The organism is Methanomassiliicoccales archaeon (genome assembly GCA_029907465.1).
GTDB lineage: Archaea > Thermoplasmatota > Thermoplasmata > Methanomassiliicoccales > JACIVX01 > JACIVX01.
This window is the reverse complement of the sequence record JARYLV010000003.1, coordinates 61,443-78,958: the sequence shown is the minus strand read 5'-3', so window position 1 is coordinate 78,958 and position 17,516 is coordinate 61,443. Positions and strand designations below refer to the sequence as shown.

20 protein-coding genes and 1 tRNA gene are annotated in these 17,516 nt (G+C 45.1%); 6 read left to right on the top strand and 15 right to left on the bottom strand.

Annotation, left to right across the window (positions count from 1 at the left end; genetic code table 11):
* Positions 1-24: 24 nt before the first annotated feature.
* Positions 25-1,095 (top strand): DUF1611 domain-containing protein, encoded by a 1,071-nt coding sequence (locus tag QHH00_01995; GenBank protein ID MDH7508154.1) that lies wholly within the window; start codon positions 25-27, stop codon positions 1,093-1,095.
* Here QHH00_01995 and rsmA read toward each other — a convergent pair.
* From rsmA to eif1A, 8 genes are all read right to left on the bottom strand, one after another.
* Positions 1,064-1,876 carry a 16S rRNA (adenine(1518)-N(6)/adenine(1519)-N(6))-dimethyltransferase RsmA gene (gene rsmA, locus QHH00_01990; protein MDH7508153.1) on the bottom strand — a complete coding sequence of 271 codons (813 nt, stop codon included), beginning with the start codon at positions 1,874-1,876 and terminating at the stop codon, positions 1,064-1,066. The genes QHH00_01995 and rsmA overlap by 32 nt on opposite strands.
* 7 nt (positions 1,877-1,883) lie before the next feature.
* On the bottom strand, positions 1,884-2,441 hold the full coding sequence (locus QHH00_01985) for a DUF655 domain-containing protein (GenBank protein MDH7508152.1): 558 nt from the start codon (positions 2,439-2,441) through the stop codon (positions 1,884-1,886).
* A gap of 8 nt (positions 2,442-2,449) precedes the next feature.
* The gene (locus tag QHH00_01980) at positions 2,450-2,770 is read right to left on the bottom strand and encodes an RNA polymerase Rpb4 family protein (GenBank protein MDH7508151.1); all 321 of its coding nucleotides are present in this window, start codon (positions 2,768-2,770) and stop codon (positions 2,450-2,452) included.
* An 11-nt stretch (positions 2,771-2,781) separates the two neighbouring features.
* Complete coding sequence (locus QHH00_01975) at positions 2,782-3,075, bottom strand: 50S ribosomal protein L21e (GenBank protein ID MDH7508150.1); 294 nt, start codon at positions 3,073-3,075, stop codon at positions 2,782-2,784.
* A 1-nt stretch (position 3,076) separates the two neighbouring features.
* On the bottom strand, positions 3,077-4,315 hold the full coding sequence (locus QHH00_01970) for a tRNA pseudouridine(54/55) synthase Pus10 (GenBank protein MDH7508149.1): 1,239 nt from the start codon (positions 4,313-4,315) through the stop codon (positions 3,077-3,079).
* Positions 4,316-4,457: 142 nt separating this feature from the next.
* On the bottom strand, positions 4,458-5,000 hold the full coding sequence (locus tag QHH00_01965) for a KH domain-containing protein (GenBank protein MDH7508148.1): 543 nt from the start codon (positions 4,998-5,000) through the stop codon (positions 4,458-4,460).
* Positions 4,997-5,773, bottom strand: coding sequence for a serine protein kinase RIO (locus tag QHH00_01960; GenBank protein MDH7508147.1), 777 nt, complete (start codon positions 5,771-5,773; stop codon positions 4,997-4,999). Before QHH00_01960 ends, QHH00_01965 begins: the two co-directional genes overlap by 4 nt.
* A 19-nt stretch (positions 5,774-5,792) precedes the next feature.
* A complete protein-coding gene (eif1A, locus tag QHH00_01955) occupies positions 5,793-6,146 on the bottom strand; it encodes a translation initiation factor eIF-1A (GenBank protein MDH7508146.1) in 354 nt (117 codons plus the stop codon).
* 244 nt (positions 6,147-6,390) lie between these two features.
* Between eif1A and QHH00_01950 the strand changes: the two genes are divergently transcribed.
* Positions 6,391-6,485: transfer RNA gene (locus tag QHH00_01950), tRNA-Glu, on the top strand.
* 382 nt (positions 6,486-6,867) lie between these two features.
* On the opposite strand, the gene QHH00_01945 is transcribed toward QHH00_01950, so the two are convergent.
* From QHH00_01945 to QHH00_01925, 5 genes are all read right to left on the bottom strand, one after another.
* Positions 6,868-7,989 (bottom strand): HAD hydrolase family protein, encoded by a 1,122-nt coding sequence (locus QHH00_01945; GenBank protein MDH7508145.1) that lies wholly within the window; start codon positions 7,987-7,989, stop codon positions 6,868-6,870.
* Positions 7,990-7,992: 3 nt separating this feature from the next.
* Positions 7,993-8,838 carry a formyltransferase family protein gene (locus QHH00_01940; GenBank protein ID MDH7508144.1) on the bottom strand — a complete coding sequence of 282 codons (846 nt, stop codon included), beginning with the start codon at positions 8,836-8,838 and terminating at the stop codon, positions 7,993-7,995.
* On the bottom strand, positions 8,838-9,803 hold the full coding sequence (locus tag QHH00_01935) for a carbohydrate kinase family protein (GenBank protein ID MDH7508143.1): 966 nt from the start codon (positions 9,801-9,803) through the stop codon (positions 8,838-8,840). The genes QHH00_01940 and QHH00_01935 overlap by 1 nt, the downstream gene beginning before the upstream one ends.
* 361 nt (positions 9,804-10,164) lie before the next feature.
* A complete protein-coding gene (locus QHH00_01930) occupies positions 10,165-10,494 on the bottom strand; it encodes a P-II family nitrogen regulator (protein MDH7508142.1) in 330 nt (109 codons plus the stop codon).
* A gap of 4 nt (positions 10,495-10,498) precedes the next feature.
* Entirely contained in the window at positions 10,499-11,839 is a 1,341-nt protein-coding gene (locus QHH00_01925; GenBank protein ID MDH7508141.1) for an ammonium transporter, read from the bottom strand.
* Positions 11,840-12,575: 736 nt separating this feature from the next.
* Between QHH00_01925 and QHH00_01920 the strand changes: the two genes are divergently transcribed.
* The gene (locus QHH00_01920; protein ID MDH7508140.1) at positions 12,576-13,616 is read left to right on the top strand and encodes an inorganic phosphate transporter; all 1,041 of its coding nucleotides are present in this window, start codon (positions 12,576-12,578) and stop codon (positions 13,614-13,616) included.
* 60 nt (positions 13,617-13,676) lie between these two features.
* The gene (locus QHH00_01915; GenBank protein MDH7508139.1) at positions 13,677-14,351 is read left to right on the top strand and encodes a DUF47 family protein; all 675 of its coding nucleotides are present in this window, start codon (positions 13,677-13,679) and stop codon (positions 14,349-14,351) included.
* 151 nt (positions 14,352-14,502) lie between these two features.
* Here QHH00_01915 and QHH00_01910 read toward each other — a convergent pair whose 3' ends face one another.
* Positions 14,503-14,973 carry a DUF835 domain-containing protein gene (locus QHH00_01910; protein MDH7508138.1) on the bottom strand — a complete coding sequence of 157 codons (471 nt, stop codon included), beginning with the start codon at positions 14,971-14,973 and terminating at the stop codon, positions 14,503-14,505.
* 421 nt (positions 14,974-15,394) lie between these two features.
* Between QHH00_01910 and QHH00_01905 the strand changes: the two genes are divergently transcribed.
* A complete protein-coding gene (locus QHH00_01905; GenBank protein MDH7508137.1) occupies positions 15,395-15,820 on the top strand; it encodes a C-GCAxxG-C-C family protein in 426 nt (141 codons plus the stop codon).
* 269 nt (positions 15,821-16,089) lie between these two features.
* Here QHH00_01905 and QHH00_01900 read toward each other — a convergent pair whose 3' ends face one another.
* A complete protein-coding gene (locus QHH00_01900) occupies positions 16,090-16,494 on the bottom strand; it encodes an archease (protein MDH7508136.1) in 405 nt (134 codons plus the stop codon).
* A 261-nt stretch (positions 16,495-16,755) separates the two neighbouring features.
* On the opposite strand from QHH00_01900, the gene QHH00_01895 reads away from it, so the two are divergent.
* Positions 16,756-17,373 (top strand): hypothetical protein, encoded by a 618-nt coding sequence (locus QHH00_01895; protein MDH7508135.1) that lies wholly within the window; start codon positions 16,756-16,758, stop codon positions 17,371-17,373.
* The last annotated feature ends 143 nt before the right edge of the window (positions 17,374-17,516 follow it).

Sequence of the window (17,516 nt, the reverse complement as noted above, 5' to 3'; positions counted from 1 at the left end):
TTCGATGAGTTTACATGAGAATCGATGAACGATGCAATTGTGCTCTGCGAAGGCAAGCTCGGAATGACAGCGGGTAAGACAGCGAGAGGGCTGGTCAGATATTCGAAGAAATATCGGATTCTCGGCGTCATCGACAGCATGAATGCTGGCAAAGACGCAGGAGAAGTGGTCGACGGCATCAAAAGAGGCATTCCCGTTTTCTCATCCTTTTCAGAGGCCCTCAAGCGATGCCCTTCGAAGCCAGACTACCTTATCATTGGCGTAGCTACAATTGGTGGCATGCTCCCCATTGAATACAGACAGACAATTAAGGAAGCGTTGGAGAACGGCATCAGCGTGATTTCCGGTCTTCATGAATTCCTCGCAGAGGACAGGGAATTTCTCGAAATCGCGAAACGGAGCGGTGCATCGATCGTGGACATAAGAAAGGAGCCACCACTTAATCAGCTGCATAAATACAGGAATCTTGCGAGTAAAATTGATGCGGTGAAGATTCCCGTTCTCGGTACTGATGCGGCGATCGGAAAGAGAACGACAGCGATTGAAATTACTGAAGGACTTAATCGACTCGGCATTAAATCGGAATTCGTTGCGACCGGTCAAACAGGGTTACTCCAGGGAGCTAGGTACGGCGTCCCTCTCGATGCAATCCAGGGCGACTACATGGTCGGAGAGCTCGAGCATGCGATTTATCAGGCCTGGCTGAATGAAAAGCCGGATGTCATTGTTGTAGAGGGGCAAGGTTCTTTGACACATCCAGTTTATGTCTGCGGGACACGTGCGATTATCTCTGCAACGAGGCCAGATGCAATCATCCTCCAGCATGCCCCGGGCAGAAAATTTAGGACTTATGACCCCGAGCTGAAGCTCCCGATGCCAGATCTGCAGCGAGAAATTTCCCTTTACGAAGCATATTCTAACGCACCAGTCATCGGGCTTGGTATTAATCATGAGGGTCTATCGATCAATGAAATTAAGGACGTTTGCAGGAAACTCGAAACGACATTCGGGATCCCGGCTGTCGATGTTTTCTTAGAGGGGCCAGAAAGACTTGTAAGAGCGATTATTGAGCGCTTTCCTTATTTGAGGAAGTAGAAGTGGAGATTAGATCAGAAAGGACTCCGATTTCATGTGGAGCAAGGGTATCGACTCTGCGATCTGTATATGGAAGGTGTTCAATTGCTTTCGCGTCGATCCCACTCATTCTCAGCACCGTTCCGATCTTTTTTCGTCTATACTTGAAAAGAAGGTCAACGAGCTCAAAAAACGCTTTCTCATCTTTCACTCTGAATGGGGGGTCGCGGGGCACTAGACAGATAATCATCGAATCGACTTCGGGGGCTGGCCAGAATCTCGATCTGGGAACGAACTCGAGAAGCTCGCAATCAGCTCGGTAATAAGTACCAACTGAAAGTCTTGAATACCTTTTATCTCCAGGTCGGGCGACCATTCGCTCTGCGAACTCCTTCTGTATCATGATGACTGCGAGTTTGAATCGATGTTCAAGTATCTTAAAAATCAGCGGGGAGGATATATTGTAAGGAATATTCGATACAATCTTATCAAAAGGGGGAAAAGGGATCACGAGGGCGTCCCCTTCAATCAATTCCAGTTTCGTCCCGAAACGTTCTCGGATATATTTGGCGAGCCCACGATCATACTCAATTGCGACCACTCGCCCCGCTCTTTCTACCAGTCTGGACGTGAGGATTCCCAGCCCAGGCCCAATCTCGAGAACGGTATCCTCTCTGGTGATTTGAGCGTACTCGATTTCCCTGTTTGCAACTCTCTCATCAACTAGAAAGTTTTGTCCCTTGCGCTTCCGGGGGGTTACGCCATATTTCCTAGTTATCTCAAGGATCTCTGATATCCTCATATTGACATCATTTTGCTACAAAAATGTGGTATTTCTGCGCTGGATCAGATAGCTCTATTTCGATTCTCTTCGCAATAAGCTTCTCTGGATGTTTGATCGACGGGATCCTCTTTGCAATATCTTCAAAGCTTTGGAAGCGACCCTTCTTGCGCTCTTCCAGAACTGCCCACATCGTCTTCTTGCCGAGGCCTGGAAGTAATTCGAGCATGTGGAATCTTGTTGTGATCGCCTGTGCATCATTAAAGAACTGGACGAATTTCTGTTCATAAGCTTTGACTATCTCTTCAATGACGAATGGCAATTCCTTCTGGGCGGCAGTTGTAAGTTCACTGTAGCTAACTCTCCTTTTAACATGGAGAATTTCAGTCCTTTTAGCGATGTCTTTGCCTATATAGACTCTCTGGCCGATCATGATTTGTGCGTTAGCCTTTGGCACAAGCTCAAATAGCTTGAACTCTGTTTCCCCAAGGCCATAGGCTATCGGCTCTCTTTTGAACGATTTCTCTGATGGAAGTCCCTGGGGTAAATAGTCAAGTATGCGAGCGTAGTCTTCCAAAAAGATCACCCCAGGGCTCAGAGATACTTCTCCACGACTTTGAGTATTTGGTCGATGTGCTTCTTCTCCAGGACAAGCCTTTCCTTTGTGAAGAGAATGCGAATGTCATCTGGGTGGGTTGGAAGTATATCGACTAGTTTGCACGCAATAGCGGGGGAAACAAAATCGATCTGTTCCAATTCCTTTTGCATGGCCTTAGCCTTGTCAGCTGGCAATTTTTTCAACCGGGTTGCGTGATCGAGCGCGAGCTTCTGCTCTGAGCTAAGCTCCCTCAGCTTACTTTCCTCCATGAGAAGCTCTTCTACTTCAGCAAGGGTGACGAAGCGTTCATCGGCCATGACAACACCGCCTACGCAGCCTTTTTCAGGTGTTCGGGTCTCGCGATAACTGTCTTGTATTTATCTCCATCTTTAACTTGCAAAATGTATGCGCGACCTCTGCTTCCTATGACGGTGCCTGTCTTTCCGTGGAATCTGATGTCAGGGGCGCCTTTGTGAACACTGGAGTCAATATGAATACTTACTTTGTCCCCTTCCTGGAACTTCTGAAACTCGCGTGTAATCGGTGACAATCCTCTCTCTCTTGGGCTTTTCCTGAGTATGTTCCTTGACTTACACCTCGACCCTTTTGACGCTTTGACCATATCATTCCTCTCCAGTGTTGTCAGCGACCTCTATCACATCAAGAGATTTCACCTCACAGGGTACTCCCAGCAAATCCGAAAGGCTCGGCTTAGTTCGTCCACCATCACCATGGACAAACTCCTTGATATATGTCCCAGCCTCAGCCCTTATGACAAGAGTAATCGAATCGTCGTCGATTTTTTCGATAGTGATGCTGACGATCTTCTTCTCTCTTGTCTTATCCGGTCTTCTGTGAGCAACCCGTGTTGGTGTTTGCTGAGTGATACGAGTATTTTTGAATATTTGCAGTACCTCATTAATCTTTTCCTTATTAACTTTGCCATTGAGGAGGATCTCTGCCCTATAAATTTTTTCGGGCGTAGCGGACTTGATTTTTTTCACTTCGGAACGTGAAGACGGTCGGAGTGCAGAGACCTCGACAATCCCCTTACCTAATTCGTTGATCGTTTTTTCAAGTGATCTTAGATCAAGCATTCTCTTCTTTGGTTCCCTGATCTCGATGACGAAGGGTCTTCCGTTGCCGAGCATTCTGACATCGATGTCTTCACGCCCCATGCCATGAAAGAAATGGTCAACTCCATTCGCTGCTCTCATGAGAGGTTCTCCAATGATTTCTTGGACGCTCGTTTCGTACATTTTTCCTTTGAAATTGCAGCGTTTGCACCCTCTTCCTTTGCAGACAGTGCAAACCCAGCGGGTCTGGGGTATCTCCCTCGAATACTTTCTGTAACGGCCGTAAATGAATAGGGGGGCGATTTCGAGCTCGACTGACGCGAACCTTGTATCGACGACTGCTACGACATCAGGGTGGCTGAAATCGACACATTTTCCTGTCTTCGCCTCTACGATTTTTCCAATCTCCCTATTCAGTTCGCTCTTGATCGATTCCGCGTAATCGCCGCCAACCTCCCCCCAAAGCCTTTCCTCCCTCTCCAAAATCTCAGGGTCAATCTTAGACCCAATGAGGAATGTATTATACTCAAGAGTCGACAATTTTGCGACAACGGCGTCCGCAAATCTTTCCACTGAATTGAATAATCCCTCACAGACCCAGCACTTTTCATGCAATGGCAAGGGCTCGCCTTGCAGAACCCGCTTGAGCGTAACACCAAGTCGAAGCGATTCGCCCCTTTGCTTATTGGTCAACCCAGTACCAATTTGAGCGAATATCCTGCCTAGGCAATGATCGCAAAGATCTTTTTTCAACGCAATCTCGGCCTTAGAGATGAGATCTTGCATGTAAAGGCTAAATCGCAAGACTCTTTTAATATTATTTCAAGGAGCCTTGGAGACTTCGGTCACGTCATAGCTACCTATCGCAGAAATTCCCATGGTATCTTTCTGGATTACAAGTTCTCTTGCAGCACTCCTGGTGATGTGATCAATAATCGAAACCCATTTCAGCTATCCGCAAGTAAGGTCTTGATCTCTCCAGATATCTGTAAACAGTTGCGTGCTCGCTCCCTCTCAGTATCATCTCGATCGCGGTCTTTGCGATCGGCATTTGAACGGAATTTGCGATAATTGATACAGTGTTCCCGTAGATGGAAATTGAAGCACCAGTGAGATCCTCGATTATCCTGCGCGTCTTTCCCTTTGTTCCGATCAGTCTTGCCCTCATCCTGATCACATGATTTGGTTTCTTTCCGACAAAATCTCTAATGTCGATTGTTTCTATGTATTCGTCCTCCTCGAGCAGACGGAAGGCTCTTTCCGGAGAAAAACCACGACCGATCGCCCTCACAATGTCGACAGCAACGAGTGACATGAGCGGGTCTTCTACTCCGCTATCATCTAGAGTCACTTCGCCATCGGAGCTGATATTCATCCGAACTTTCGTCTTCTCTTCCAGCAGTTTCTTCGTTTCGCCATCCCTGCCTATAAGCACTCCGACGCGGTCAGTAGGGATTCTGACGATCTTCATTTCTTCACACCTGTAACGATATTGAGGACTTCATCGTTATCTATAACTTTAACACAAAGCGACTTAAAATATTCGTTAATATTTGTGATGTCCCGCTTCAAATAATCGAGTGCATTTGGATGATCAGTGACCATCGCTTGGCCGCAATCAATAATCACCGGTTTTCCTTCATGCACGAGTACGTTGTATTCGCTTAAGTCGCCGTGTACAAGCTCTGCCTTCTGAAAGGCGAGCATCATATAGTCGATGATAAGGTTATATATTTCTTCTGGATTTTCGAGGGTAACGTCCTTCATCAACGGTGCTGGTGCTTGTTCTGTGCCAATGTATTCCATCGCAAGCAAGTTCTTATGAAACTTGATCGGACGCGGAACCCTCACACCGGCTTCGCTGAATCGTTGAAGATTTCTAAATTCTTTTGAAGCCCATGCATAAATTATCTTTCGATAATTTCCAGAAAGTCCCTCGAATCGAGGATCGCCCTGAATATACTTCGAAATCCTTCGAAATGTCGCTGTGACGATCCTATAAATCTTCAGGGCGACATAACCACCATCTACTTTCTTGCAGAGAAATACGTTTCCTTCCTTGCCAGTCGAAATCGGGAACTCGACTGTTTCTATGATCCCGTCCGTCATCATCTTGTAAATAGCAAGGAGCGTTTCTCTGTCGAAGACCTGGTCCAGTACCTTCCGGTCTTCGACCCCTTTTTCTTTTACTCGAAGCCTTTCTAGTTCCCTCTCGATAGATTCGATTGAGTCTCTTCTTGCCATATATATTTGGCTCCGCCAATTAGAAAACATCCAGGTTCTTTGGCAAGATCTTCTTTCTGCTCAGGTAGTTAGCTTGAGTTTTTGTATAACGATAGATTATATCCGCTTTATCGTCCTGAAATTCCCATGGCTTGACGATGACCAGGTCGCCTTCCCTGATCCACATTCTTTTTCTAATTTTGCCTGGAATGCGCCCCATCCTCGCTTTTCCGTCTGCGCACATAACCCTGATTCTCGACGCTCCGAGTAGCTGATCAGCTATGCCGAACATTTCACCCTCTCTCCTATTCGGGAGGGGAGATCGAAGCACATCTTCGCTTTGTTCATCTTCCAGTTCTTCATCCTCCTCGAGATCTTGGTTATGGCGGTTCAAATGAATCCTCCACTCCAATTTTCTTGAGATGTCAGCTGACATAATCATTACGATTATATAATGTTATACTCCCGCCCAAATCCATATTTAAATATTGCGCATAATGAAGGGTTATTGTTGATCGCGTTATCAAATGACGTCTGTTGTATATCTTGTAGATTCGCTCATCGATGCTAAGCTGTATTTCCGAAACCCATTTTTGCTAAGCTTTAAGTACAAATTTCTGCATGAACGCATGCTTCGTGCTCCGGTAGTGTAGTCCGGACAATCATCTCGGCCTTTCGGCGGATCGATTCCGGGAGATAGCCGAAGACTCGGGTTCAAATCCCGACCGGAGCACTTCCCATGTTTTGGCCACCGCTAATGGGATAATTGAATCAGGGGATGAGGATCCTGAAAGAGCCCTTTTGGGACATTGATGGTTGGTGTTCAAGGAGCTAGTAAGGTCATTGGGTTGAATGGGAGTTGTCGGTTTTTCACAACACAGCGAGTGGCTGATGCTCAATTTATATGGATTCCAGAATGTATCCTTATTGAAGATGAATTTATCGCCAGAACATTGAGATCCGCCTCTTTAATATACCTGTTGAATTTTAAATGATTAGCTGGAACTTCTTGAGGGTGTCTATATTGAATGGCGTAGCGAATTAAGGAGTATATTCCGAGACGGCCCGCGGAATGAAATTTTTCCTTCACAAATCAAGGTCAAATGAAAAAGTGATCAGCCTAGTGCACCGATTGCCTCGCCCCTCACCGTTTTCCGAAATTTGGAGCTCAACTCAGCGATTTCTCCAACGTTCTTTGGAGTTACCTTAGTGACGATTGGAAGTTTGTCAGGAAAAACTCTTGTCAGTTCTTTGACCAAATAATCATGTACATACCCAACTTTTTTGATGTAATCGAGGCTCCAGTTTTCTACGAGATCGATGACCGATTCTCTTCCACCTTTGTGAAAAGTCTCCGCGATAACCGAAGTCACAACGGTATCTGGGGAGAGGATAGCAATCTCAGCGCTCCTTACGGCATAGGAATTTCCATTGAAAGAAATTGCGACCCCGCCCCCTTCCTTAACCATTTTCAATGCCTCGACGTCGGTAATGCTGTCTCCGATATACATGGTCTCTTCAATCCCGATGCCAGTTCGCCTGCAAATATCAAGAATTGCTGCCGCCTTCTCGTCCCCACCAACAGGGTTGACTTCAAGAATGAGTTGATAGGATGAAAGATCCGTCATTTCCTCCCAAAAAATCTCATCAAGGCGCCTTATCGTCCTTTGATCTTTTGGTTTAAAGTCTTCGATTCTCTTTGCGTTGACAGGGATCTCGATGATGTCCATCGCCGCAATTTCTTTGGCATAATTCCTAAGAGTCCTCTCTTCCCATGGGTCAATACGGCAGCATTCAAGATTGACTCTCGTGCAGTAAGTGTTCTCGAAAGGAAAACCTATCGCGTCGCATACCGCACTCACGTATTGTTCGTAGCTCGTACTCACAATAAAAGACTGCATGAGTTCTCTCACAAAGCGCATCGTGCGTTTGGCACCTGGAACGAGGAGAATATTCGATCTCGAAAACTCGATCATCTTCTGATTCGTTACACCAAACGCTTTCAGAAATGGCAAGATGAGTCGCAGGGTGTCACCTGCCTTATATCCTTCGCGATGTAGAACATCGCTCAAAACATCGTCGTACTTGCTGACAACGCTAAAGAATTTCTCACCGTTCTCAATGAAAGCGGCGCACAACTCGAACGCATTATCATTCTTTGTAATCGGCCCCTCTCCATCGCTTATAAATTGACGACTTTCACCAGGGATGAAATCGTCGAGCAAATCGAACTCCAAGGATCACACCTCAAACTCCTTTTTTCTGACCGCTTCATCAACCACATTTGTGAGATCGTATGGTTCCGTGAGAGGTTTTTCTTTTTCATAAAGCATTCGATTAACAATTCTTAACTTGCCATCGGCGAGGAATTTTATCGTATATGCAAGCAGCGGAATTTCGCGGACTTCTCCATCTGTTCTGATTTTTCTGAAGAGCGGCTCGTTTTCCCCCTCGCTCTTGATGATATCCTCAATACTCATTGCGGCTAGTTTCTTCTCCATTTGTTCCCACAGCGATCGATACTCAGGGGTTCTGAGAGAAAAAGAACAAAAGGTCAGTGGAGGCCCCTCATCCCACTCGCGCGTGCATAGATGGATCATCGCTCCTTGTCTATCCGCTCTTGAAACAATTAATTCCCAGATCACTTGCTGCCAAGTACCCTTGGGGCCCCCTGGAAGTGCTGGGTGCAGATTAATCAAATTGAATAGGTCACACGACTCATTGTCCATCCAGAGCATATAGCCTGCGAGAACACCGAGATCGAACCGGTATGAAGAAATCATTTCTCTCATTCTGGCGCCGTAGGCGCTACGCCACTTCTCTTTATCTTTCATTCGAAGATCTGGCATGAATTTTTTCCAGGAGAGGCAAACAAGTGGGATCCCGTATTCATGGACGAGGGCACAAAACTTACTTCTGTCGTCATACGTAGGGTGATCTGGATCTTCCCCTTCCTCCCAGTTGGAAAAGACAAAGCTAATTTCTATGTCAAGAAGCCCCTCCTCCTTTTTTTTCATAATCGCCGTAAGTAGATTCCTTGCGGCCTGATCTCTACCTGTCGAAAACCAACCGAGCTTTAGAGCCATCAATATCCCCCCTCATAAATCGCAATCGACCTCTCATCCGGATATCTATCTCTACCATACCCCGCTATACTTTTTGCGGCAACAAGGGACGCAAAGTTGCCGCATTTTTCTAGTGGCCAGTCCTTAAGGATGCCAGCGAGAAATCCGGCGTTGTAAACATCGCCAGCACCCGTCTTATCAACAACATTTGTTTCAACTGGCTTAATTTTGATCTCGTCCGTGTCAGTTAAAATCACTGACCCCTTTTCACCCATTTTGCAGACGACGATTTCTGGTCCAAATTCGAGAAGTGACCTTGAACCATCGATTGGATCAAGGGAAGTAAGCATTTCAACCTCCCTTGTGCTAAGTAACATGATGTCACACCTCTTTAGCAAGGATTCTATTGCCTTGAGGCCCTTCCTTGCATATATTTCTCCTGGATCAAATGAGAGTATGACATCTGCGTCGATTCTTTTGGTAATCCTTTCCTGCTCTTTAAGCGCGTTGTCATGCACGAAAGAGGTCAGATGTACAATTCTTGAGTCGTTGAGATAATTGATATCCTCGTCAGAGACTTGAAAAAAGTCGTTTGCATTAGGAAAAATGATCAACGAACGGTCTTCGCCCGAGATGAGAGAGACACAGACGCCAGTCGCATCTAATCTCCTCACATGTGTCTTGTCAACTTTTCCCATAGATTCGAGAATGAAATCACCATGATCATCGTTACCAACAATGCCTAATATCCCCACATCAAACCCCATTCGGGCCATTGCATACATCGTGTTGGCCGCCGAGCCTCCCCCACTCTTCTTCATAATTCTTCCGATGCTGTCCAGTTCGCTCTTGATTTGATTGAACTGATTTTCATCTTCAAAGACTTCAGCACCTGGGATATATTTCTTACCAGCAATCTTCAATTCCGGTACGCTATAGATCAGGTCAACATTGAGCGCTCCGACACCGACCGCGTCCCGCATCATTTCAATAATCGAGTTCAATCATGATAAATATAGTTGAAAGGTTTGCAATTATGAACGCCAGAATATTAAGAATTCTCTCTGACACATCCTCTGCGCCTTGTTCTCGCAATTGTGGTGATTCACATACTTCAAAAGGTTAGTGACTGTCGCCGCGGGCCGACCTTCTCTATCGCACCGCTGTTTTGGTTGCGGAACAGTGGCCAAGAATGCCATATAAAAATAAAAAAAGGGAGGAGTTAAGCCATGGGTGATCTTTTTTGAATGATTAGAACATCATTTCGATGATGTCTAGGGCGGTACATTAATAGTAACAGCCCTTCGTCATTCGATGCTGTTCTGTGAAGCCTCGTTATAGAGGGTATCACTTGCATCGCTCTCCTGTCCGGATCTTTACCGCTTCTTCGACGGGGAGGACAAAAATCCTGCCGTCACCAATTTCCCCTGTTCTCGCTGCAGTCATTATCGTTTCGATGATTGTTTCGATATCGCTATCTTGCGCTATGATCTCAATTTTTGTTTTTTGCAACAGATCTACCCTGTACTTGCCTACTCTGTGACTGAATTCTAAACCCCCTTGTTCCCCCCGACCGAGTACATCTGTGACAGTCATGCTACAGAATCCCTTTTTTTCGAGTGCTGCCTTTATTTGATCAAGCTTCTCTGTTCTTACGATTGCTTCAATTTTCTTCATTCTCTCACCTGAGACTATAAGCTTCTTCTCCATGTTGAATTATGTCTGCACCTATCCTTTCCTCCTCCTTGCTCATTCTCAATGGCACTGAAAGCGATATTGCCTTTAATATGGCAATTGTGAGAAGGAACGCGAATGCCCAAACCACAACAACCGAAATCAATTGGGCTACAAAGAGGTCTAGACCACCACCATACAACAACCCATCAGCACCAGCTGGATTGATCGCCGTCGTAGCCAGAAGGCCAGTAGCTAAAGGACCAAATGTACCACCCAGTCCGTGTACACCCCAGACATCGAGAGCATCGTCGAATCCAACTTTTTTCCTGATCATAATGCCAGAATAGCAAATAACAGCGGCACCAATACCGATGACAATTGCACCGATTGCGTCGACGAATCCCGCAGCTGGAGTGATAGCAACGAGCCCAGCAATACTTCCAGAAATAAGACCGAGTACACTTACTCTTCCAGTGTGCAGCCAGCTTATCAGTCCCCATATGATCGTGGCGGTCGCCGCTGAGATGTGGGTTACCACGAGCGCATTTGCGGCGAGTCCGTTAGCGGCTAGTGCGCTTCCACCATTAAATCCAAACCAACCGATCCATAATAATGCGCCTCCGAGAACTGTCATGGGGATGTTGTGGGGTGGCGACTGGAATCCTTTTTCAACTGTAATCCTTTTTCCAAGGACTAAAACGGCCGCAAGGGAAGAAACTCCCGCTGTGATGTGCACAACAGTACCTCCTGCGAAATCGAGTGCCCCGAGATCAGATATCCAGCCTCCTCCCCACACCCAGTGTGCAACCGGAACATAGACAGCGACCGTCCACACGCTGATGAAAATGACTAGAGATAGCAGTCTCATTCTTTCTGCTACGCTACCGATAATCAAGGCGACAGTAATTACAGCGAACATCCCCTGGAACATCATGAACAGGATACTCGGGATCGTCGGAGCTGTTTCATTGGGTGTTAGTCCGACACCTTTGAGGAAAGCGTGATCCAGATTTCCAATCAAGCCAGAATTGTCAGCACCAAAACTGAGTGAATACCCGCAAATGACCCAGATTAAGGTCACGATTCCAACAATTATCAAACTTTGTCCGAGCATCGAGAGAAAGTTGGCCTTGCGCAACATGCCACCGTAGAAGAACGCAACTGCGGGGGTCATAATGAAAACAAGACCAGTCGATACGATAACCCATGTCGTGTCACCGCTGTCAATCTGATTTCCATCCGTCGCACTAACCTGACCGAGGTCAATGTGAATAGAAGCAAGACCACGGGGACAAGGAACCCCAATTTGATTCCCAACGAACTTTTCAACATCTCTTTCGTTCACCTCTTCAATGTTTATTCGCTACAATTGTATCATTATTTTGCATATTGATATACAAATAACTAGAATAACTTTGCGTAAATAGACTAATCATCGATATTAGAAACATTTTTAAGACATTTGTACAATCGGAATCAAATGATTCCAAAACGGATAAACGATTCAAAAATCCCAGTCGATTTGTATTCCGGTTCGAGCATATGATACAAATTCCGAGGAAAGCAAATAATCAAATCGAGAAAATGGATCGAGTTATTTGATCTCAGCTAGCAGAGAACGAATCTTTAACTCGATTCAATGTGCACCAAAAAACATCGTATCAAACGATGGGAAATACTCAATCAAAATTTCTGAAGCTCTAAAAATGATGTATATACTTAATCTCAACATTAGGCAAAGCCTGGAACTGATTGATTGAGTCGTATTTTTCGCCCGTGGAGGGAGTGAGGCCGTAATTCTTCCTCTTGCATTAAACAAAGATTCGCGTAAGTTCTCGAATTGCCATGTTTAGATCATGGCGCTAATGTCTCTCTTCTGGCGACCTCAAGTCATCTCTCTGTTGAACCACAAGCCAAGATTTTTGCGCATCCAAAATCGGCGATCAAGAGTTGTCCGCGTTGAGTCGTATGGGGTTTAATGTCCAATCGGGTTGCGAAAATTTATCTAGCCACACGTTCATATGAAAATTCAAGATCTACTGACTCACAATGAAATAATTGATTCTGTATCTTAGCTTATTGTGGATCCCTTAACATTTGAAGCGATCATCGCGTTTACCATCATCGCGGCAATCGTTTTCGCATTTTCTAACGGCGTCAATGACGTGAGCTCAGCTGTCGCAACGCTGATTGGGTGCAGGGCTGCCACTCCACTTAAAGCGGTCATTATCGCATCAATCGCTAATTTTCTTGGTGCGCTCCTCGGTGGTAGCGCAGTCGCATACACGATTCAATCTCTCATTTTCATCAGATCGACAGAAGCAATCATTCTTTCATCGTTTACTGCAGTATTGAGCGCTCTCATATGGAATCTTATAACCTCTCGATACGGGCTTCCCTCTTCGTCGACCCACGCCTTAATCGGAGGACTTGTTGGTGCGGCGGTCGTTGCCGAAGGCTTAAATAGCGTGAACTGGGGGGTGAGTACAGTCCTTGCCCCTCAACCCGAGGTTGTTGGTCTTCTCAAAATTATTGTCTTGATGGCCATTTCCGTGTTTATCGGTCTCATCGGCGGATATCTTCTCACGAAGTCTTCAAAGATCTTTTTGCGAAATGCGAGGCGTGTTATCAACAAGCCCATTAATAAGATTCAGATTGTCACGGCCGGCCTATTATCATTCAGTCATGGTGCGAATGATACCCAGAAGCAGATCGCTGTCATCATGATCGTGCTAGTGGCGAGTGGAACCGCAACGGCCTTTGATTTGCCACTTGTTGTGAGAATCTCATGCGCTGCTGCGATGGCCCTCGGTACACTGCTGGGCGGTTGGAAGGTCATGAGGACGCTTGCCGGAAAACTCTACCGTCTGCAACCGATTCATAGTCTCAATGCCCAAGTGGTGTCAACAGCCTCCGTCCTTTTTTCGACGGCCGCGGGAGCTCCCGTATCCTCGACACACGTCGTCTCATCAAGTATCATCGGCATCGGAGCTGCTGAAAATGTGAAAATGATCGACTGGACCCTTGGGAAGGAAATCTTCGTTTCATGGATGATAACATTGCCCTTCACAATGTTCATCTCAGGATTCCTTTATTATATCCTTTCAATCATTTTGAAATAGTGACGCTGATACTTGAGACTGGAAAACGATTCGAATTAGCGCAGAAATGGGGAATCTGTCATGAAATCAATCGATCGCTCTGATAGGAACAAGGTTGGCGAGAGGAAGAAAGCGAGAACTACCCGCCTTATTGACATCATCTTTCCACCTCGATACGACTTTTATGGAATGCTCCAAGATCAAGCGAAAATAACAGCAAGGGGTGTCAAAGCGCTCCTCGAATGGCTTAAAACAAACGATCTCCGTGAACCTCAAGCGCTTATAGCCATAGAAGAGGAGGCCGATCAGATGAGGTATGCTATGGAAAGCAAGCTGCTTGAGGCCTTTGTGACACCATTCGATAGACAGGATATATATAGTATTTCCAGACAGATGGATTACATACTAAATTATTCTCTATCGACAGCCCTGGAAATGAAGGCATTTGGTGTGAAGGTTGATGAACCGATTATGAAGATGGCAGGGGCTCTCTGCGAGGGTACAACAATCCTTTCAGCTGCGATCGATAGTATGAAGTTCGACAAGAAAGCATCCGAATCGATGATACAGGAAATAAGAAAAAGAGAACGTGAGATTGAATCGATATACATTGAATCGATGAGGCACATCTTTGCCTTAAACGATCCGATTACGATTCTGAAAAAGCGAGAAATTTATCATCATCTGAAAGACGCAGGGAGAACGCTCGGCATCACTATCGACATTCTACATAGAATAATATTGGGCATTGATTGAGAATCCTCACAAAAATCTTTCACGCTTAAGAAGGAATTCTCATGTCGGTCACAAATGAATTGAGATATACTTAAGGGACCTCTAGATGTCCAAAAAGTCTCATTATTTTCTTTTCAAATTCTAAGTCCACATGTATTTTTAGACTGAGGATTTAGATGACATAATCCGCCTCTTCCTCGAGGAGTTTGAGGTTATGTGGCTCAACCGTTAACGGATTAAAGGAGATGAGTAGAACTGCGTTTTTTATGGCGACCTGATCCCTCAGCGATTGGACGAATTTGAGAACTGTTGTGAAATCATTGTTTGTAATCATATATTCGAGGCCATCTATGATAACGAGAGCGCTCTCATTCGTCGATATGAATTTCTCGAGCTTGAAGCTCAGTTCTTCAAGATCTTTCGGTCTAATTGCATTATCCATTCCGACATTTGTAAGCCAGTAAATCATTGAGTTGCGAATTTCATATTTTTTCTTAAGCTTTGGAGGATAGGATCTAGTGACGATTAGTCCACGCGCTCCTCGATTGATTGCGTCAGAGAAGATGCTGTACGCTTTATTCGGCACCTTCTCCTTGATGATATATGTGCATCCCTTTTCTAAAGCAAAACTTTCCGATTGCATTGTCCCGCTCTCCCCCTAGCGCGAGTTCAAGCCCAGCGGTATGATGAGTATTAAGTCATGTCAATCCCCATGTTCTGAGAGTTTTGCGTTATCTAGCATTTCCGCCTCGGATTACCATGCGTGAATGACCTACAAAGGAAATATGAATTGAGGTTTAAGTTAATAGTGCTGTAGTTGTCTTTTTGGAATTCAAATTGAAAATTGTCTTCAAGCGCCGTCTCATTTAAACAGTACAATATACCGTCTGGGAAGATTTGATACTTGGTGGTTGATTTTCTCATAGAAGGAAGTTCACGTGGCAGAAATCCACCGTCCTCAAACTGCACCAAATAGGAATCGACTACATGATGAAAATCAATGAAACGGCATCAAATGGATATATGAAGAAGTATTTTCTAGGCCAACCGGATTGGTGATCTTATTGCTGGATGAAAACGCAAGCGTGAATCATGCGATGGACTGTTGGTCAAAGGGATTTAATTGCGCTGAGTCTGTGTTGAGAGGAGTTTGTTTCGGATTTGGAATCGATCTTCCGCCCATTGCAAAAATGATGGCAACCCCCCTCGGAGGAGGCATGGGTCGTGCAGAAAATGTTTGCGGAGCGTTGTCTGGTGGTGTCATTGCGATTGGTGCAATACTAGGGAGAACTGAACATTTCGATGACAAGTTCAGGAGTTATATGGCTGCGAGAGAGCTTCACGATGAATTTTCGAAGCGTTTCGGCGGAACTCAATGCCGCGAGCTCAATTTCAGTGATTTCATTACAAGTCAGCACAAACGCAGATGTACAGAGTTTGTTAGGGAGGCAACTCGACTCACTTTCATCGCAATTTCAAAGCGCTTGTGATCCTGCACTTAATCTCGAATGCTTGCCTCAGGAACCGAATTTGTTGCATCGAAATCATCCACTTCGTTTCTTTTCTGGAAGATAGGAAAAGGTCATCTCAAAGACTTCTTCATACCTCGAGGCAAGGGTATATCTTGTCAGCTCCAGCTCCTCTTTTCGTTTTTTCCATACTATATCGTTTCTCCAGTCATTTATTGAGCCATTAACTTCTTACAATGTATAGAGTCGAGAAATTCAGAATTTGCGTTTCAAGAGGCCCCTTCTTTTAGTTATATGTCAAATAATACTGTGGCTGAGTGCTCAACTTCATCGACCTTCAGCATGTGATAAGTGACGGCTTTAATCTCCTTTTTTGGTGAATGTTTCTTCGGGTCAAATGCCTCCCCCCATGCCGTACATCTTAGGACGTTCCCTTCGATCGAAATATCGAATTTTGAGAACAGTAACCTCTTTGCGTCAAAAAGGTAGAGCAATTCTGATAAGAAATTATAGAGAAGCGATTCTTTGTCTTCGCCATCGACGCTGAACGTGTATTGAATTTTCGGCTCAATCTTTTCAGCATCAACTATCTGGTCGAACATTCCGTAGGCTGCGTTCGCGAAGCACTCCTCGATATTTGAGCCAAATGCCTTTATCATCGTATCTGCTGTATGGCCGATAACCGTGTATCTCATGTGTATGATCAATAATGGGTGCTGTATTAAAAATAATTTTGACGCATTGCTTGGGATATGAACTGGCAACTTCAACTGAGATAAAACTTCCCAGCCATGTGCGAGGATTTGGAGTCTATTAATCTCAAACGGAAGGATTTCCTCATAGGGTCAGAGACAACTCAGTACTGTGTTTATTGTTTGAGATTTGATATCATAAAAATATTTGAACAGGTTCGGCTGATTGTGAGGTTGCAGATTATTCTGATGCGGGTGGGTAATATGACATATAGGATTCAGCTTCCCGCCGTGCTTGAGGCCAATGCGTTCTCTTCACTTTTGATGTCAGTCGTCGAGATTCCTGGAACTGAGTCAATGGGTTTGCTATTGGGACATGAGGATAAGAGATTCATCGTCAATAAATTCAGGTCGTGCGTGGCGATTGATCTCGCTTATCCAATTCAAACTGCAGAGCGCGCGAGGACTTCGGTAACTTATGGAAACCTCGCAGCAAGGAACAGGCTCCACAGCACTGTGAGCGCAGTTGGATTTGCGATCGTCGGCGGTTTCCACTCGCATCCAAATACGAACACGCGGTTGACAAAGGAGGATAAGGATTTTATTTTCAATGAGCTCTCCCTCCTAAAATCTAAGCAGGGACTAGAGAAATGGCTTGAGATTGTTGTAAAAGTGAGTCGAATCAAGAATCCGTCAGCATCAAAACATCTATCGAGAATGTATAAGAACGAAAAAATGCCTGAGCCTGGTTTCTACCTACTTAACAATAATCCTGAGATAACGGGTCATCTCATCATCGATCCCTCGAATGTGTATCGTCTCGAGATGAAAGGATACTGGTTTTCCGGAAAACGGATATCTGAAGCAATGCTTTATTTGTGACAATTGGACACCCAATTCTGATGGTAGACTTCCTAATCTTTTATTTCTCACGCTCTCTCGTTCACTTTTAGGAAACAGGAGCCCGAAAAAGGAAGTATATCACTTAAGACGCCATGCTATTGGTGGTATCACAAGTATCAGAC